Source organism: Microcystis sp. M179S2, assembly GCF_020245805.1.
In the GTDB taxonomy this organism is placed as follows: Bacteria; Cyanobacteriota; Cyanobacteriia; order Cyanobacteriales; family Microcystaceae; genus Microcystis; species Microcystis aeruginosa.
Genome location: NZ_JADBUE010000101.1, coordinates 1 through 15,575 on the forward strand (window position 1 = coordinate 1; position 15,575 = coordinate 15,575).

Here is a 15,575-nt window from a genome sequence, read left to right on the forward strand (position 1 = left end):
ATAAATTGGCTAGGTATAGATGGAAAAAGTCTCAAAAACACCCGAAAAAATCCTAACAATGAACAACAAAATTTTATCATGTTTGTCTCATTGTTTAGTCAAGAAAGTGGCTTAGTATTACACTTAAAAAGAATCGAAAACATAAAAGGGTCTGAAATCGACGAAGGTCAAGCTATAATTCAGGATTGCACTCTCGAAAATAAAGTTTTTACTGGGGATGCTTTACACTGTCAGAAAAAAACAATCAGCTTAATAGCCAAGAGTAAAAATGATTATGTTATCACGGTTAAAGGAAATCAGAATGCAAGACCTGAGTAATTCCTCAAAGCCAGAAAGTTGCTTTCTCGAACAAGATAATAGTCATGGTCGAAAAATATCAAGAAAAATAGAAGTTTTTAAGGTGAGGAAAAATGAAAGACAAGGGTTGGAAAATCTACGAAGAGTTATTAAAGTAGAAAGAAGGGGTAGTCGCGGGGATAAAACGTATGAAGAAACAGCTTACTATATCAGTAGCCTAACTGAATCCGCTCAAGTATTTGCTAAAATTATTCGAGGACACTGGAAAATAGAAAATCAGTTACATTGGGTAAAAGATGTAATTTTTGAGGAAGATAAAAGCGAGATCAGTGATTTTCAAGCGGCCAGCAATTGGTCAATTCTCACAACCATAGGATTGAATCTTTTCAGAGGTTTGGGTTTTCTCTCAATAACAGAGGGACAGAGGTGGTTAGCTGAACGTTGGGAAAAACTGATAGTTTTATCGACGTAAGAAGCAGAAAAATTAGCTAAATTAACAGGATGTACTCTCAGACAATTTCAAGAGAGATAGGCTTTTAGTGGCTTGGGAACAAGCTTTATCAATTTATTCATAATAAATTTGGCAGAGGATTAAAGATTAGTTATTGTGACTGATTCTTTTGGTTAGAAAAAGATAAACTTGAGAATCTTCGGTCAAATTTATTGACTCAAAATCCGCTGTACTTAATTTAAATGAATCAACCCTAGGGGGCTGGGGGGGTGTAGGGTTTTACCCATTTTCAGGGAAAAAGTGCCTAAATTTCCCCCCCGATCACTCCAATCACTGACACTTTTTGATGGGAAAAAAGTCTCAAGGACGATCCTGGGCAAAAAATCTAACTTAAACAGCGAATTGCCTCCAATAAACCCCTGGCTTTGTTGAGGGTTTCTTCGTACTCTTTCTCCGGCTCAGAATCGGCTACTAGCCCTGCTCCCGCTTGCACGGAAACCAGATAATTTTGATTACCTTGGGGACGAACAATCATAGTGCGAATTGTGATGGCACTATTTAACTGTCCCTCGAAATCGTAGTAACCATAAACCCCTGAATAGGGACCACGACGACAGGGTTCTAATTCATGGATAATTTCCATAGCGCGAATTTTCGGGGCCCCACTGACGGTTCCCGCGGGAAAACAAGCTTTTAATAAATCCCAAGCACTTTTATTGGTTGCTAAATCCCCGACCACATTACTAACAATGTGCATAACGTGGGAATAACGTTCAATTATCATTAATTCATCCACTTTGACCGTACCTCGATCGCACACCCGACCTAGATCATTTCTCCCCAAATCCACTAACATAATATGCTCGGCAATTTCTTTGGGATCTTGCAATAAATCCGTTGCTAAAGCTTGGTCTTCACTCAAGTTTTGTCCCCGGCGACGGGTGCCAGCAATTGGTCTGACCGTAGCCTTTATTTTACCTAATTCGTCCCGTTCTGCCTTAACCATCACTTCAGGACTAGAGCCAATAATTTGCCAATCCTTAAAGTTATAAAAAGCCATGTAGGGAGAAGGATTAATCAGACGCAGGGAACGATATAAATCGAAGGGATGACCCTGATAATTGGCATTTAAACGCTGGGAAATAACCACCTGAAAAATATCCCCCGCTTTGATGTAATCCTTCGCTTTCAAGACATTTTGACAGAATTTTTCCTGAGTTGTATTGCTTTCATAGACTAATTCTTTTCCCTGACCAACCGGTAATAATTCCAGGGTTTTGGCATTAGTTGGTAGGGGTAATCGTAACTTCAGAACTAACTGTGTCACTCGATCGCAGGCCGCTTGATAAGCGGCCGCTAAATCGGGATTTTTACCCCGGATATCGGCATAAGCGATCGCCCAGATTTTCCGTTTAACTTGATCGAAAATAATCAGATTATCCACCTGCATCCAAATACCATCCGGTAGATCGGCATCGGTAGCGGGATAAATAGGCACTCGCGGTTCGATCCAATTAATTAATTCATAACCCCAAAAACCAAATAAACCCCCTATTCCGGCGGGTAATTGCGGCAATTTAACCGGCACGATCGGGGCTAAACATTGGGTTAAAATCTCGAAAGGATCCCCCGAAAAAATCTCTTGAGAACCATCGCGAAAACTTTGGGTAGTGGTGTTTCCCCGCGCTTCTAATACCCAGACGGGATCACCTCCTAAAAAGCTGTAGCGTCCCAAGGTTTCGCCCCCTTCCACCGACTCTAATAAAAAATTGTAGGCTTGATCGGCACAAACTTTATACCAGGCCGAAACGGGTGTTTCTAGGTCAGCGATCCATTCTTGATAGACAGGAATAAAGTTACCTTGGCCAGCGAGTTGACGAAAGCGATCGAAGTCGGGGAAGATCATATTTTGATGGTTCAGGAAACGGATAGCACAACACTTGTAGGGGAGAAAACGGAATGATGAATTATGAATTATGAAGGAGTGGGAAGTGGGGAAGTGGAGAGGTGGGGTAGTGGGGAAGTGGGGTAGTGGGGTAGTGGGGAAGTGGGGAAGTTGTCTCATCACCCTAACACCCCAAAACCCCCCGCAACGCGCACGCAGTGACCACCCTATCTCTTGAATACTGACTCCTAACTCGTAACCCCAGGAAAAACTTTTTGCCGCAAACCCTAACTAGCAATTAATTGCCGATTGCGATAAGAGAAATCGAGAGTCAGAAGTTAAATCTTGGGGCTAAATAGCTTCTTAATCTAACTCCCCACTCTCGATTTTAGGGATTATTTATGCTTCGTAGGGAGTGACACCAGAGAACTTAATTGTCGCTGGTTCGGGGTTTTTGCCGATATTGCGGTCTTTTTTGCCGAAAAATTCACGACCAGCGTTAACTTTTTCGGGGAAGACACCATCAGCAGGGTGGAGATATTGCACTTCACCACTGGGGTAAATCCGATAGATTTTGTAATCTTCGATTTTGGGCTTGAATTTCGTCCGTAATTGGGTACCAAGAGCGAGCGCGTGTTCTTTGCGGGCCAAATAGAGGAGATTTTCGCCTTCGTTCATGATAGCGGCGCCACCGGTGGGCATTTCAAAGACTTGTTCTTTGCTGCTTGTCCAGGTGATGGCGTACTTTTCTTCCAGATCGGCTTTGGTGAGTAAACCGCCCGTGCTGCCACCGAACTTAGGAGCTTTTCCAGAAAGTTCTGTCATAGGATTTTGTTCTCTCTACAAAAATAAACAAAAGGGGTTTTAGGGAATCCTATCACTGACACCCCCTCTCTCTAGTAGTCTTGTCAAGAACTGTAACATTATTTTGTACTAGACTATAGAACTAAGCTCTTGGCCGATCGCCAACTTGACTAGGAATCAGCCGCCACTTTAATCGATCGCCCGTCGGGAAATTTGCCAACTTAAAAAAATTACCGGAATTAATCCCACTAAGACAATGGCCAGGGCCGGGGCCGCCGCTTCCACTAAACGTTCATCACTGGCGTATTGATAAACGCGCACCGCTAGGGTATCAAAATTAAAAGGTCTTAAGACCAAAGTAGCCGGTAATTCCTTCATCACATCGACAAAAACTAACATAGCCGCCGTCAATAATCCCCCCGACAAAAGGGGAATATGCACTTTAATTAAAGTGGCACCAGTGCCATAGCCAAGGCTGCGGGAAGCATCATCTAAACTAGGTTTAATTTTACTTAAACTCGATTCTAACGTGGAAAAAGCTACGGCTAAAAACCGGACAATATAGGCAAAAATCACACAGAAAATCGTGCCGCTCAGAATTAAATTGATATTTAATACCTGATTGAAAAAGTTATCTAATTTGCCGATAGGAATTAAAACCCCCACCGCAATAACAATGCCGGGGATAGCGTAACCAGCCGCCGCAATCCGCACAGAACCCTTAAGAGTTTTATTCGGATTAAGTCTTTCCCCGTAGGCGAGAATTAAAGCTAAAACTACCGCAATAATTGCGCTTAAACTAGCCAGAAAAAAACTGTTTACCGATAAACTAAGAAAGTCATTATTAAAAGTTTCTTGGGCATGATTAAATGCTAGATAGGCCAGATAGAAAGCAGGGGCGATAAACCCAAGAAATACTGGTAAAAAACAGGCGATCATTGCCAAAAAACTGCGAACAAATCCTAGTTCGTACTTAGTCTGTGACTGGAAACGATTGGTCATTTCATAGTAACGAGCTTGACGACGGGAGGATTGTTCGAGGAAAACTAAAACGAGGATAAATACCATTAAAACTGTTGATAACTGCCCCGCTGCTATGCGATCACCCATACCGAACCAAGTATTATAAATCCCCGTGGTAAAAGCATTAATTCCAAAATACTGCACCGTACCAAAATCGTTAAGAGTTTCCATTAAAGCTAGAGCTAATCCCGCCATAATTGCCGGTCTTGCTAGGGGTAAAGCGACAGTAAAAAAACTGCGCCAAGGATTACATCCCAAGGAGCGACTTGCCTCCACCGTGCAGACAGATTGCTCTAAAAAACCGACCCTTGCTAACAGATAAACGTAGGGATAAAGCACCAGTATTAACATCAGAATTCCCCCCCAAAGAGAACGGATATTAGGAAACCAATAATCCTCGACACTATTCCAACCGCAAAGACTTCTTAAGAAGGTCTGCACTGGGCCAAAATAGTCCATCATATTGGTATAAGTATAGGCCAAGAGATAGGCAGGAGCGGCAAGGGGTAGTAATAATAACCATTGAAATTGTTGACAACCGGGAAATTGACACATCGTTGTTAACCAAGCTGTGCCGACACCGATGATGAAAACGCCGCTGCCCACCCCGCACATTAACCAAAAAGAATTAACTAGATAATCCCAGAGAACAGTTTCGATCAGATGTTGCCAGACTTGACTGGAATTAGTTAATAAACTACTGGCAACCGATAAAATCGGCAGGGAAACAAGCAGGGCAATTAGTAAAACTGCAATTGTCCATCCCTGTCTAGCAAAAGAGCGAGATTCTTTCAGCAAAAACATTTTTAATAAGATTGTTAAAGCAATTTTTAGAGAACGGTCTAGTTATGCCTTCTTCGCTTGTGAGGTCAACTTACAGCCAGCAGTTCATTCAGCTTGTTTTTCAGATTTGGCGATGTCATCAGCGGGTTGTAAACTTCTCCTGCGTAAGGTTGCCAAACATAACTAGGGCTAAAGGAGCGAAAGACTGGCAATATTCCTAGCTCGCCTGCAAGTGGTTTCGCTAAAACCAGTCCTGGGATAGATAGATTGGATGATTCTTCGATAAGCTCAGTGTATGTTCTAAACTCATCGACTTCAACACCAACCAGTGCATAACGGAAGGTGGGGGCAAATACTAGGGACTGATAGAGTAAAATACCTAACTCTGTCGTTGAATAGGCACTTTCAGGGCCGTCTATTCCCACTTCGCTAAGATTATTTGGTGAAATGCGACACCACCAATTTTCTTCTATGTCTTGGAATATGTCTGTGCGACATTGGCACTGGCGACCATTTGACAGCAACAATGACATTCCCTGAAAATGTTGAGCAAATTTATCGGCCTTGCTCTCATCAGAACCACATTCTGCGGATAAACTAAATATCCATGCCATTTTCATAGACTCCTATTGTGTGTATGCCACTAATCCACCTTTTCCCAATATTTTTGGGTCTTTGCCAATGCCGCTTCGTACCTTTCTAGAGCCATTGTAACTCTTGGCATGATGCTAACGTGGGTTGGGCTATCTTGGACAGCCTGTAAATCTCCTGTAATAATGCTGTCATCAATCTGCCACAAAGGAGCTTTGCCCATGCCGCCAAATTTTGGCTGTAACTGCTCACTTTTCACTCCTCACCCCCTCACGAACCAAAAAGCCTGTAAACTTGATTTTATAAGGTGGATTTGCTATTATTTGGCTCTTGCAAGCGATGCAAGCACTCCTGAACTGATAACACAGGTACCGATGAATTCAAAAACCCTTGATTATCTCGGGTCAAGATAGCATCAAGTCCTTGAGCTACAGCACAAGCAACCTGAATCCCATCCTCATAATCAGCCAAACCTGAACTAAACGCTACCTCTAGAACCTCCCGGTTTACAGGGCAGATTTCCATTGCTGTCAATGTCTCTGAAACTGCTTGCCGTGCTTGCTCAATACTGCGCGTGTGTCTTCGAGCAATGTAAAAAATGTCCGTGAGGGTTGTGGCTGTGACATACCCGACGATCTGACCGGAATCGATCGCCTGAAATAGTCGTTCTGCATCTTGGAAAAATAGCTCTCTCTGCAATAGAAAATCTAGGAGAACATTAGTATCAATTAAAACTCTCACTAAAGGTATTTCTCCAGCCGACGCTCTTCCAACATGGCAGCTACTTCTTGGTCGGTTGGTGCAAGTTGGTCTGTTTTGAGTAAGCCACGCATCCGTTGAATTGCACCAGCACGATCAGGTCTAGCAATTGGGGTACTCTGCAAGGACTCAATAATGGCGCTAACCAGCGCAAGTCGCTCGCTCGGTGATAGCTTAACCGCTTCTTCCTTTAGGTCTTGTAGTAACATAGACATTCCTTGGGGCTGAATATTCTGGAATTTCTTAAAAATAATTATAACCCTGATTTATGATCAGGGCTGTAGGGCGAGTTAGCAACAACGTAACCCGGGGAATATCAGGAAATTGATGGTGCGTTACACGAGAAAAAATTAGTTAATCAATAGGCCTAGGTCATTGGCTCCTAAAAATTAGGATTTCTCTAACAGTTTGCGGTAGTCAAACACGCGAATGAGCGTCCCTTTTTTGGGTAAATCGGCGGCACGAATCCGTAATTTATTGTCCTCGATCAAACGGATATTTTTATCCTTGACTAACTTGAGAAACTCATCTACAGACACCAATTCACAGGCATTTTTATCGGCGGCACTGGTGAAGTATTGAGTTGGTATAGCAATTCGCGGTTGTAAAACTTCGATCGCCTGTTTTGCTTCTTGGGGATTATAATTTTTTGGACCACCTCCCACGGGAATAAAAGCTAAATCCGGCGAACCTAGGAGAATTCTTTGTTCTAATTCGATTGGGGCCGCTGCCCCCCCTAAATGGACAATACTAATCCCCGCTTGGGTCCAACGCCAGGCCACATTCATACCGAAACGTTGCCCACCCATGCGATCGTGGGCGATACTAATACCCTGTAGTTTTAATTTACCCAGATCGTAGGCCCCCGGCTCAAACAAAATTTTCGGATTACCGGGTAAACCCTCGGCCGCCCCTTCATCCCACAGTTGACTACTAATTAAAACGATATCTGCTTCTACTTTTGGCAAAGGAAAACCCGCCGTACAACCAATTGCCCGGAAAGGATTAACTAGGACTCTTTGCCCTCCTCCGGTGAATAAAAAGCAACTATGACCCAACCATTGAACTAAGAGGGAATTATCGGGTTTTTGGGGGGAAGTGGGGTTAGTGGGTTTCGGTTTAGTTTCCGCTAAAACTGAGCTTACTGCCACGGTTAAGAAACTTGCCCCCGCCGATAAGATAAAATCTCGCCTTTTCATAAATGTAGATGCAGAATTAATCAATTGAAGGTTAATTTCAGGGGTTGGGGATTAGCAAACACTAGAGGGATCGCAGAAAGTTTCTTAAAAGTTCCTTGCCAGCAGTGGTTAAAATACTTTCGGGATGAAATTGTACTCCTTGAATGTGGGGGTAATCCCGATGACGGACTCCCATGACCGTGCCATCTTCTACCCAGGCCGTGATCTCTAAATTATCTGGCATAGTTGAGCGATCGATCACTAAACTATGGTAACGGGTGGCAGTAAAAGGATTTTCTAAGCCTTGAAATACCCCTTCATTGTTGTGATAGATTGGGGAAGTTTTGCCGTGCATTAAGACCGGGGCCCAGACCACATCCCCCCCGAATACTTGACCGATACTTTGATGACCGAGACAGACCCCCAAGATTGGCATATAGGGGCCAAATTTGGCGATTAATTCCAGAGATATGCCCGCATCGACCGGACGACCTGGACCGGGGGAAATGACAATTCCATCCGGCCGCATTTGTTCGATCGTGGCCAGATCGATTTTATCATTACGATAGACCTCGATCGGCACGGCGATCGGGAACTCGGAGGCTAATTCTCCCAAATACTGGACTAAATTGTAGGTAAAACTATCATAGTTATCGATGACGATTATCAAGAGTCTCTCTCCTTTCTTTAGCCTCGCTCAGTATTTTCATTCTACACCCCGGCTGTCTCGATCGAGATAGCCGGGGTGTAGGGGGTAGGCTATTTTTGAGCAGTCAGCTAGAATCTGCCCGGAATTGCTAATTAGGGTTGGCTGAATAAATCTAAAAACCTTATCCAACAAGGTGTTTAGATTTTTTTTCCCTCAAAAAGTGCCGACCATTGGAGTGATTGGGGGGACAATTCAGGGACTTTTTCCCTAAAAATTAGGTAATTGACTCCCTGAAAATGGGTAAAACCCTACACCCCACACCCCACACCCTGCCCCCACGAAAAACTTTTTGCCGCAAACCCTAATCACAGCCTAAACTATCTCTGGTGGCCACTCCCGTGACCGGATTAATCCCATCGGCCCGTTCACACATTAACTTGACCTGATAGCTATCAATTACCGCGTTAGTGAAATCGGCCCAGGTAATAATCGTGTCTTGACACTCCCCACCGTAAAACGGACGGGGATTCTTGGTTCAACGACAGGGCTTAAAAATCTAAAGGAAGTGTAACCTTCACCCTACGACCAAATACCCCATCTAAAGATGCAAATATCGAGCCAGTAGCAATAGACCCCTAGCGGCCTTATCTCCCCAAGCGTAGATTATACTGTTCGGGTATGCCCTACCCTACAGTTTGAGTTTTCAGGGTTATGGGTGCTAGTTTTCGGTACTCGTTAGAGTCCATACGTTTTTTAAGAGGTTATTCGCTCCTCTGTGCAAGGAAGCCCAACCACTGGCATGAGCGTCCTGGTGTTTTTTATACCGCTCACGGGCGGTTTAACTTAAAGGAGGCTACCTTTGGTCTGCTGATATTGTAGTCTACTGACAACACAATGTCAAGACCTAATATCTTACAAGTGAGACTTTCTGACGAAGAACTAGAAAAACTCAAACGGTATGCTCAACAAAAACAAATTTCTGCTGCCGAAGTTGTCAGGGATTGGATTAAAAAGTTAAAGTAATCAAGCCGCCCTCCGCTCCGCTAAAGGGCGGGGTTTTCAACCCAAATTTTCGATAAATCGGCCCCTTCTAGGTTAACTCCCCGCATCGCAGCAGCGGCGAAAACTCCTCCGCGTAAATCCTGATGGGAAAAATCCCGATCTTGCAGCTGGGCAAAACTATAGTTAATCGTTTTATCTTGGGCCAAAGCCACCGGACGGGCCGCGAAAAGTAGCCAAAGAATCGCCAGCAAAATAATTAAAACCAGACTGAAAAAATTTTTCAACATTGTTACTGTTGAGCGTCGAGAAACTGGGCCACATCATCACCCACCCGAATAGTTAGGTCTGAGTCTAAAGCACCAGTGGAGGATGATTCTACTTTACCGATTCCCAATTGATTTTTCAAGAGGTTAGCGGACTGAATATCACCTTTTTGAGCAATAATTGCCGTGGTTTCTAGCTTTTGGGAGGAGTCATCGCTAATATAAACATTTGTGTAGCCCTGTTTGGCCAGATAATTGCGAGTACGACGGGCTAAACCTTTGGTATGGGTGGCATTTTGAATGGCAATCCGCAGACTATAAATGGAGGTTTCTCCCCGCGAATAGTTATCGGTAAAATTATTAGCCACAATGGTTCTAATTTCGCGACGGTTCAAAATCCAATAACTGCGACCATCGTATTCATCGAGGTTATTAAACCGGCCGGGGAGTAGGATCATTCTTAAGTCATCCTGTTTAATTTCCCGGCCAAAATTAGCGATAGCCAGCATTTCCTCGACGCTTAAATTCGTATCGATATATTGTTGTAAAACCTGTACTGCTTTCGGGAGACTGGGGAGAATTGTCGGACTAAAAATCTTTTGTTGTAGTGCTTTTAATAAAATTTGTTGTCTTTGTACGCGACCGATATCGCCGTATTGCTGGTTACGAAAACGGGCAAATTGTTCGGCTTGGTCGCCGTTGAGATTTTGCCAACCCTCTTGTAAATCAATTTCTAATTTTTGGGTGACATCTTTATGATACATTCGTTCGGGTACATAAACCTCTACACCCCCGACTAAATCGACTAATTCCTTAAAGGCATCGGTAGTCACCCGGACATAGCGATCTACGGTGACATCCCCTAAAGTATTACTGACCACTTCCGCCGCTAGAGTTGGTCCACCGTGAACATTGGCATCGTTAATTTTAGTGAAACCGTGGCCAGGGATTCTGACGCGGCTATCGCGAGGGATAGACAACATTCTCACGGTTTTATCGCTAGGATCGAAGCGCACTAGGAGCATGGTATCGCTGCGACCTTTAAATACATCGTCGCCGTTTTTGGCATCTAAAACTCGATCGATGCCCATAACTAAAATATTAACAGGACGAGAAAGCTGCTGGTTAATTAAGCTATTCCAAGCTTGAGCCTCAAGGATGTCTGTTTGGGTGGGAAAAGTCGTTTTTTGGAAGATAGCCCCAATTGGCGCCGGTAAGGGACTAATTAAAGCGACGGCAGCCCCAACAGTGGCGGAAACTAGGGCGGTAAAACTGAGGGTTATTCCCCAAAATAAGCCCTTTTGCAGGGGAGATGCTTTTTTTAAACCGGACATGACCGAACTGACCACCGTGAGGGTATTTTCTGAGTTTTGGCTGTATTCTTGCTTTTCAAACCGCCCCGAAACATTGGCCATGAACTAACCTCAACATCTGATTAAAAGCTTACTTTAGGATGTGACTGCTGATCCATAGAATCTATCTCTAGCGCAAAAGTTCCAGATATTGGTCACTCCCCCCTCGCTGGCTATTGTAACATATTGTTAAGGAACCGGCTATAATAGACCTCTTGTAAAAATCAAAATTTGTCTTGGTTGGTTAGGAGTCGGTCGTCAGTAGTCAGTATTCAGGAGAATTAAGAATGAATAATGAGCAATTAAATGGTCTATTTAGAGATTTTATGCCATTTAATCCTTATTTTTGCGGTTTTTGAACCCTGAAAAGTTAATTAGGCAAGAGGAATTTGAGGGATTCAGTTCGGTTATAGATTATCTCTGTGGCCAAGAATTAAGAGAGGTGGAAACTTGAAGATGACAGAACTAAGGTTATTCTCCTTGTTTTTATCCCTTAGCTTTTGGCTAGTTGGGCATTTGTTTCTGTCAATAAATTCTGATCTATTTTTTATGAAAATCATCTCTATTCCCCCATCATCGACCCAAGAATATCTCTGTATAAGAGACTTAAATCTCTACAATTCTCCCAGTTGTCAAGAGTTAGCTACCCAAGCACAACAGGGAAGACAATTAAAATTTATTTCCCTAGAAATTACCGAAAAAGGGCTACAAATTCAGCTAAGGGAAGATAATTATTTAGCTTGGTTATGCGGAGAAGATTTAGATGCAATTGCGGTGGCCACCACAGCTTATCAAAAAATTCCTCTAACTCGTTCAGACATAGAAAAACATATTCCTGAGATTATCACTTTTACTCAGGAAGCAAGGAACCGTACCAATCATTATCTCTGGGGTGGAACCCTTGCACCTAATTACGATTGTTCAGGATTAATCCAGGCTGCTTTTGCCACTTTTGGTATTTGGTTGCCGAGGGATTCCTATCAACAGGAGGCTTTTTGTCAAAAAATAAACCGAGAGGAATTACTCCCAGGAGATTTAATTTTTTTTGGTGATAAAAGAGTTAATCATGTGGCTTTATATCTAGGGAATAATCAATATATCCACAGTTCAGGAAAAGAAACAGGTAACAATGGTATCGCTATAAATCTACTTACTGATGATAGGGATAGCGTTAGTCGTCATTATTATCAAAAATTATGGAGTTTCGGTCGAGTTATGCACAATTAATCAGTTATCAGTTATGGGTTTACTGTTCACTGTTCACTCCTTACTCTCCCCCATAGGTAATCATGTCAGAAAACATCTCCCTAAGCGGTCTGTCAATTCGTCGTCACATAGGAGTATTGATGTTAACTATAGCAGTTATCATCATCGGTCTTTTTTTTCTAAATCGTTTAGAAGTGGACTTGCTTCCTTCTATCACTTATCCCCGCATTAGTTTAAGGATGAATGTACCCGGAGTTTCCCCGGAAGTCATTCTCGAAGAAGTCACTAAACCCCTAGAAGAAGGAATGAGTGCCACCGAGGGAGTAGTGCAAGTTTATTCAGAAACTCGGGAGGGAAGGATGCGAGTAGATTTATTTTTTCAACCGGGGGGAGACTTAAATGTCGCTTTAAATGAAGCTACCGAAAGTTTTAATCGTGTCCGACAAAATTTACCCGATATTATTGAGGAACCGCGCTTAAATAAATTTGAACCCTCTCGTTTACCCGTCTATGAATTCGCTGTCGTTTCTGATACCCTACCCCTAAAAGATTTAAGATTATTTGCCGATGAAGAATTAGGGAGAGAATTAGGATTTGTGGAAGGAGTGGCAGTGGTGGACGTGATTGGGGGAGTTAGAGAAGAAATTCAAGTTAATATTGACCTGCAGCGATTACAATCTTTAGGAGTGGGATTAAATCAGGTTTTAGACACCCTAAAAAGACGCAATCAGGACATCTCTGGGGGCCGACTAGAGGGAGAAACTGGGGAACCTTTAACCCGTGCGGTGGGGAAATTTAAAAACGTAGCGGATATCCAAGATTTAGCACTGACCGATAGTAATAATCCCGAAGAAAAAATCTATCTGCGGGATGTGGCCAGAGTTATCGATGGGACAGAAGAACAAAGAATTTTTGTCACCCTAAATGGAAAAAATGCCGTGAGGGTTAGCGTCCAAAAACAACCGAATGCGAACACGATTGCTGTGGTAGAAGGGGTCAAAAAACGCATTACAGAATTAAAAAAATCCGGGTTAATGACCGGGGGAATACAAGTCGTCACCACTAACGATGAGTCTGTATTTATCCAAAACGCGGTCAATAACGTGGTTTCTTCGGGACTAGCGGGGACAATTTTAGCAGGATTGACTGTATTCGTATTTCTCGGTTCCCTGCGACAGACTTTTATCATTACCCTAGCGATTCCTCTTTCTACCCTCGTCGCAATTATCTGTATGAAGTTATTCGGGTTATCGATAAATGTGTTTAGTTTGGGAGGATTAGCACTAGGGGTGGGTATCGTGGTGGATAATTCCATTGTCATGCTGGAAAATATTGCCCTCAAAGTTAATCAAAACCAAAATAAGCGAGATTTTTTAGAAATTGCCCGGAATAGCAGCCAAGAGGTAGAATCTGCTTTATTGGCCTCCACTGCGACTAATCTCGTCTCTATCCTGCCATTTTTATTACTGGGTGGTTTTATTTCCCTGCTGTTTAACGAGATTATCCTCACTATCAGTTTTGCTGTGGCTGCTTCTCTCCTCTGTGCGTTAACTGTTGTTCCCATGTTGGCCAGTCGTTTGTTAAATATGGGGGTTTCCAGTGGCATTCAGCGATTTTGGCTCTTAAGAGTCTTTAGTCAACGTCTAGAAGGTTTAACCATCCTCTACGGTCGTTTTTTAGCTAGAATCATCCGCTACAGAATACCTGTTATCCTACTGGCCTTTTTAATTTTAGGGGGAAGTAGTTTCTATCTCTGGCAATATATCCCCCAGGAAGTCTTTAGTCGTATTCAAACCGGACAGGTGAACGTTTTTGCTCAATTTCCCCCGGGTACCAATTTAAATACTAACCGTCAGGTGATGCGGGAAGTAGAAAAGATTTTATTATCACAACCAGAGACTAAGTACGTTTTTACTACCAGTGGCGGTTCTCTTTTTGGCACAACTACCAATGAAAATATTTTGCGTGCTTCTAGTACGATTAATCTCAAACAAGGCACTAATACAGAAGCATATATCGAACGGATGAGCAAAGCACTAGAGCAATTAAACCTCGTTAACGTGCGTTTGCGTCTCACCCCCGGTCAAGTGCGCGGTATTATTCTTAATAACTCTCCCTCCGTTGGTGCTGACGTGGATGTGATGTTACAGGGACGAGATGGGAAAACTTTAGAGCAAGCTGGTGAAGAAATCCTCAGTATTCTCGATGAAAAAGTCCCTAGTGCGCGTTTTCGTGCCGATGCTGACCCCAGACAACCGGAAATCCAGATTAAACCCGATTGGATCCGCTTAAATAGTTTGGGATTGAGTACCCTGGAAGTGGGACAAACGGTAAGGACTGCTATTCAAGGATCGATCCCCACCCAACTGCAACGGGGAGAAAGATTAATCGATATCCGGGTGCAATTGGACCCCAACTCGCGGCAAAAAATTAGTGACATATCACAAATACCTATTTTTGTCAATAGACAAGAAGACTTAAAATTAGCAGATATAGCCCGGATTGAAGGGGGAAAAACCCCCGGAGTCATCCAGAGAATCAATCAGCGTCAAGTTTTTATTATTATCGGCAGTTTAGTCGAAGGGGCGAAATTAAGTGACGCACTCGCAGGGGTACAATCGGTTTTAAATTCCACTCCCTTACCCGATGGTATCAGCATTTTACCCAGTGCTGCCGCCACGTCTAATCAAGAAATTCAGGGTTCTTTGGGTTTATTAGCGGGTTTATCAGTATTTTTAGTCTTTGTGGTCATGGCCGTGCAGTATAACTCACTCATAGACCCTTTGGTGATTATGTTAACCGTTCCTTTGGCCCTAGCGGGGGGAATTTTCGGACTATATTTGACCAAAACCCCGATTAATGCCATTGTCATCGTCGGGGTGGTTTTATTGGTGGGGATTGTGGTTAATAACGGGATTATTATGGTGGAATTGGCGAATCAATTGCGGCAAGAATTCGGTTTTACTCGACTACAAGCTATTTTAAAGGCCGCTCCCCAACGTTTACGACCGATTTTAATGACTACCGTGACCACGGTTTTAGGTTTATTTCCCCTCGCTTTAGGATTAGGAGAGGGGGGACAATTCCTGCAACCTTTAGGAATTGTCGTTTTTTCGGGTTTGTCTTTAGCAACTCTGTTAACTCTGTTTATTATTCCCTGTTTTTACGTTTTATTCTCTAGAAAATAATATTCTTGGACAGTGGGGTGTGGGGTGTAGGGTGTGGGGTGTGGTGTGGGGCGTGGCGTTGGGCGTGGTGTGGGGCGTGGTGTGGGGCGTGGTGTGGGGCGTGGCGTTGGGCGTGGTGTCGGGCGTGGCGTTGGGCGTGGTGTG

General features: G+C 43.3%; 12 protein-coding genes and 4 pseudogenes. 4 read left to right on the forward strand and 12 right to left on the reverse strand.

Going from position 1 to position 15,575, the window contains the following annotated elements:
- A pseudogene (locus IM500_RS05760) lies at positions 1-769 on the forward strand (ISAs1 family transposase); the annotation flags it as partial.
- A gap of 364 nt (positions 770-1,133) precedes the next feature.
- Here IM500_RS05760 and trpE read toward each other — a convergent pair.
- The 10 genes and pseudogenes from trpE to IM500_RS05810 all read right to left on the reverse strand — a co-directional run.
- Positions 1,134-2,654 carry an anthranilate synthase component I gene (gene trpE, locus IM500_RS05765; protein ID WP_190718669.1) on the reverse strand — a complete coding sequence of 507 codons (1,521 nt, stop codon included), beginning with the start codon at positions 2,652-2,654 and terminating at the stop codon, positions 1,134-1,136.
- Positions 2,655-3,032: 378 nt separating this feature from the next.
- Entirely contained in the window at positions 3,033-3,458 is a 426-nt protein-coding gene (locus IM500_RS05770; RefSeq protein ID WP_002796771.1) for a photosystem I reaction center subunit II PsaD, read from the reverse strand.
- 168 nt (positions 3,459-3,626) lie between these two features.
- Positions 3,627-5,264, reverse strand: a complete 1,638-nt coding sequence (locus tag IM500_RS05775; RefSeq protein WP_287737957.1) for an ABC transporter permease — start codon at positions 5,262-5,264, stop codon at positions 3,627-3,629.
- A gap of 65 nt (positions 5,265-5,329) precedes the next feature.
- Positions 5,330-5,863: a hypothetical protein gene (locus IM500_RS05780; protein ID WP_287737958.1), complete on the reverse strand. Its 534-nt coding sequence runs from the start codon at positions 5,861-5,863 to the stop codon at positions 5,330-5,332.
- A gap of 23 nt (positions 5,864-5,886) precedes the next feature.
- A pseudogene (locus IM500_RS05785) lies at positions 5,887-6,069 on the reverse strand (Tse2 family ADP-ribosyltransferase toxin); the annotation flags it as partial.
- A 65-nt stretch (positions 6,070-6,134) separates the two neighbouring features.
- Positions 6,135-6,575, reverse strand: coding sequence for a type II toxin-antitoxin system VapC family toxin (locus tag IM500_RS05790; RefSeq protein ID WP_002758462.1), 441 nt, complete (start codon positions 6,573-6,575; stop codon positions 6,135-6,137).
- A complete protein-coding gene (locus IM500_RS05795; RefSeq protein ID WP_223212983.1) occupies positions 6,575-6,808 on the reverse strand; it encodes a hypothetical protein in 234 nt (77 codons plus the stop codon). Before IM500_RS05795 ends, IM500_RS05790 begins: the two co-directional genes overlap by 1 nt.
- Positions 6,809-6,982: 174 nt before the next feature.
- Positions 6,983-7,792, reverse strand: coding sequence for an MBL fold metallo-hydrolase (locus tag IM500_RS05800; protein WP_002758464.1), 810 nt, complete (start codon positions 7,790-7,792; stop codon positions 6,983-6,985).
- 61 nt (positions 7,793-7,853) lie between these two features.
- Positions 7,854-8,441 (reverse strand): anthranilate synthase component II, encoded by a 588-nt coding sequence (locus IM500_RS05805; RefSeq protein ID WP_287737959.1) that lies wholly within the window; start codon positions 8,439-8,441, stop codon positions 7,854-7,856.
- A 340-nt stretch (positions 8,442-8,781) separates the two neighbouring features.
- Positions 8,782-8,916 (reverse strand): annotated as a pseudogene (locus IM500_RS05810) (pentapeptide repeat-containing protein); the annotation flags it as partial.
- A 398-nt stretch (positions 8,917-9,314) separates the two neighbouring features.
- Between IM500_RS05810 and IM500_RS05815 the strand changes: the two are divergent.
- The gene (locus tag IM500_RS05815; RefSeq protein WP_079207831.1) at positions 9,315-9,443 is read left to right on the forward strand and encodes a YlcI/YnfO family protein; all 129 of its coding nucleotides are present in this window, start codon (positions 9,315-9,317) and stop codon (positions 9,441-9,443) included.
- Between the two features lie 50 nt (positions 9,444-9,493).
- Here IM500_RS05815 and IM500_RS05820 read toward each other — a convergent pair.
- Both IM500_RS05820 and IM500_RS05825 read right to left on the reverse strand, forming a co-directional pair.
- Positions 9,494-9,709, reverse strand: a pseudogene (locus tag IM500_RS05820) (pentapeptide repeat-containing protein); the annotation flags it as partial.
- Positions 9,710-9,711: 2 nt separating this feature from the next.
- Complete coding sequence (locus IM500_RS05825) at positions 9,712-11,100, reverse strand: LCP family protein (protein WP_190722982.1); 1,389 nt, start codon at positions 11,098-11,100, stop codon at positions 9,712-9,714.
- A 486-nt stretch (positions 11,101-11,586) separates the two neighbouring features.
- Here IM500_RS05825 and IM500_RS05830 point away from each other — a divergent pair, with 486 nt between their 5' ends.
- Together IM500_RS05830 and IM500_RS05835 are read left to right on the forward strand one after the other, a co-directional pair.
- On the forward strand, positions 11,587-12,264 hold the full coding sequence (locus tag IM500_RS05830; RefSeq protein WP_002796767.1) for a C40 family peptidase: 678 nt from the start codon (positions 11,587-11,589) through the stop codon (positions 12,262-12,264).
- 62 nt (positions 12,265-12,326) lie between these two features.
- A complete protein-coding gene (locus IM500_RS05835; RefSeq protein ID WP_190722983.1) occupies positions 12,327-15,431 on the forward strand; it encodes an efflux RND transporter permease subunit in 3,105 nt (1,034 codons plus the stop codon).
- Positions 15,432-15,575 lie beyond the last annotated feature (144 nt).